This is a genomic window from Oleiphilus sp. HI0066 (assembly GCF_001635725.1).
Genome location: NZ_LWFH01001179.1, coordinates 1 through 2,441, shown reverse-complemented (window position 1 = coordinate 2,441; position 2,441 = coordinate 1). Strand labels below are relative to the sequence as shown.

Genomic DNA, 2,441 nt, shown 5'->3' with positions numbered 1-2,441 from the left:
GAGGCTTCAGCATCAGTTTGGAATATGAAACACTAGCGCCAATTCGAACTATTTCAAGAAAACTAAATGACTACCCATCGCATAATTCTTGGCTCATCTAGCAAATACCGCAAAACTCTATTAGAAAAGCTGTTTTCTCATGTTGAATGCATTGCTCCTGAGATCGATGAAAGATCTATTTCGGCCAACTCTCCAAAAGACTTAGCTCTAAAGCTCGCATCACTAAAAGCGCATAATGTGGTGGCATCACTCTCATCACCAATCAAAAGCATTGTTATCGGTAGCGATCAGGTAGCTTATTGCGACGGAGTATATCTTCATAAACCAGGTTCTTTCAAAAAGAACTGCGAGCAACTCGCCTTCTGCTCAGGCAAAGAGGTTTCGTTTTTTACTGCTCTTTCGGTCGTTAACACCGAAACAATGCAGGAAGAAACCACTTGCGATCTAACGCGCGTGAAATTTAAGCCTTTAACATCCGCCCAAATTGAAAGCTATGTGCAAAAAGAGCCATCTTATGATTGTGCGGGCGGATTCAAGGTCGAAGGTTTAGGCGTTACGTTGTTTGAGGCGATTGAGACAAAAGACCCAAATGCTCTGATAGGCCTCCCATTAATAGAGCTATGCCACATACTTAAGCGCTTCGGTATTATGCTCCCATAAAAAAGGCAGCTAATTAGCTGCCTTATATAGCTTTTTAAAAAATCTAACGAAGCTGCATGGTATTCAAACCTAATACTGAACTGATCGCTCCGCCGATGGATACACCCAAGGACTCTGTAAATTGCTGGAGTGGGTCTGGCTGCAATGAGAAGTCAACAATATCTTCAGCACCGACAAGCTCGCGCGCCACGTAACCAGAACTACCTAATCCGTCAATCAAGCCCAACTCAAGAGCTTGCTCCCCATTCCAGATCAATCCACTAAATAACTTATCGTTTTCTACCAAACGATCACCACGCCCTTCTTTCACCTTATCAATGAATTGCTGATGCGTACTAGTTAATACAGTTTTCCAGAATGCCACCTCTTCTGGATCCTCTTCACTAAACGGGTCCAGAAATGCTTTGTGCTCACCAGAGGTATAAGTGCGACGCTCAACGCCATATTCATCAATCAGGTCAACAAAGCCAAAACCTGCTGCTGTTACACCAATAGACCCAACTAAGCTTGCTTTATCTGCATAAATTTCGTCAGCAGCCGCTGCCATGTAATAAGCGCCAGAGGCTCCCAAATCGGTAATCACTGCATAGAGTTTTTTCTCAGGATACAAGCCGCGCAACCGCTTGATTTCATCATAGACGTAGCCAGACTGAACTGGACTTCCGCCCGGGCTGTTAATTCTCAAAATGACCGCTTTAGCCCCTTCTGCCTCAAATGCAGAGCGTAAACCTGTCACGATCACATCAGCACTAGCATCTTCTTGATCTGCAATCACTCCTCGCACATCAATCAAGGCAGTGTAATTTTCGGAGTCAACCTGCATACCGCTTGGACTTAAACCATTTGCCATCATGCCAAGCAAAATGAATAAGTAAGCGAAGGTCAGCAACTTAAAGAAAATACCCCAACGACGAGTACGTCGCTGCTCAACCCCTAAAGTAGCTACCGTTTTTTCAATTAACTTCCATTCTTTAGAGTTGGAACTAGTTGGCTGAGGGACTGCCTTTACGTTATCTGAGTTTTCCAAAAGGAACTCCTAGTTTATTGTTTTATCAAAATTACTAATCAACGATCGACTTGAGAACGCCCATGATAAAAAATCTAGAGCTTTATATCGTCATGTGATTCGACGAGCCATGCTAGCAGCTCAGGCATCGCATCAACAATGCGCTTCGGATTATATTGCCGTAAGCTCTTCACCGCATGCACACCGTAGCTTACGCCGACACTAGGCATCTGTGCCTTCTGCGCCATTTCCATATCAAAGGTCGTATCACCAACCATCAACATTTGATCTCGCGGCACCTTCAAATGGTCAGAAATCTCGATAAGCATTTGCGGGTGCGGCTTCGATCGCGTTTCATCCGCGCACCGTTCAATATCAAAAAACTGTCCTAGCCCACTCTGCTCCTTCGCCATATCAAGACCGCGTCGACTCTTACCTGTCGCTACAGCTAAAACAAAGCCTCGATCTTTTAGCTCTTTAAGCACGTCGAATACGTCTGGAAACAACGATAACTCTGCACCTTCATTCTTATGGAATTGCTTAGAATAGTGCGCCCTCAACGTCTGAATCTGATCCTCAGTAATATTGGGATAAAGTTCAAACAAAGCCTCTTTCATACCGAGACCGATGATACTCTTCATGCGGGCGTAGCTGAGCTCAGGCAGGTCGCACACTTGTGCAGATTCAGCGATGCAGGAAACGATATGACGCTCCGAATCTACCAAGGTTCCATCCCAATCGAACACAATCGTTGAATATCGCACTAAAGTAACTC

At 44.7% G+C, this 2,441-nt stretch carries 3 protein-coding genes; 1 reads left to right on the top strand and 2 read right to left on the bottom strand.

All coding sequences use genetic code 11. The features are described from left to right. Nucleotides 1-66: 66 nt before the first annotated feature. Nucleotides 67-660 (top strand): nucleoside triphosphate pyrophosphatase, encoded by a 594-nt coding sequence (locus A3738_RS15915; RefSeq protein WP_068481480.1) that lies wholly within the window; start codon nucleotides 67-69, stop codon nucleotides 658-660. Nucleotides 661-703: 43 nt separating this feature from the next. On the opposite strand, the gene A3738_RS15910 is transcribed toward A3738_RS15915, so the two are convergent. Together A3738_RS15910 and A3738_RS15905 are read right to left on the bottom strand one after the other, a co-directional pair. Beyond that, complete coding sequence (locus A3738_RS15910; protein ID WP_068481477.1) at nucleotides 704-1,687, bottom strand: S49 family peptidase; 984 nt, start codon at nucleotides 1,685-1,687, stop codon at nucleotides 704-706. A 74-nt stretch (nucleotides 1,688-1,761) separates the two neighbouring features. Then, nucleotides 1,762-2,441 (bottom strand): HAD family hydrolase (locus A3738_RS15905; protein ID WP_082890065.1); only part of this gene is annotated, 680 nt, incomplete at its 5' end.

What these genes read in the sequence shown, in the direction of transcription:
- A3738_RS15915 (WP_068481480.1), top strand. Translation starts at nt 67, where the DNA reads ATGACTACCCATCGCATAATTCTTGGCTCATCTAGCAAATACCGCAAA.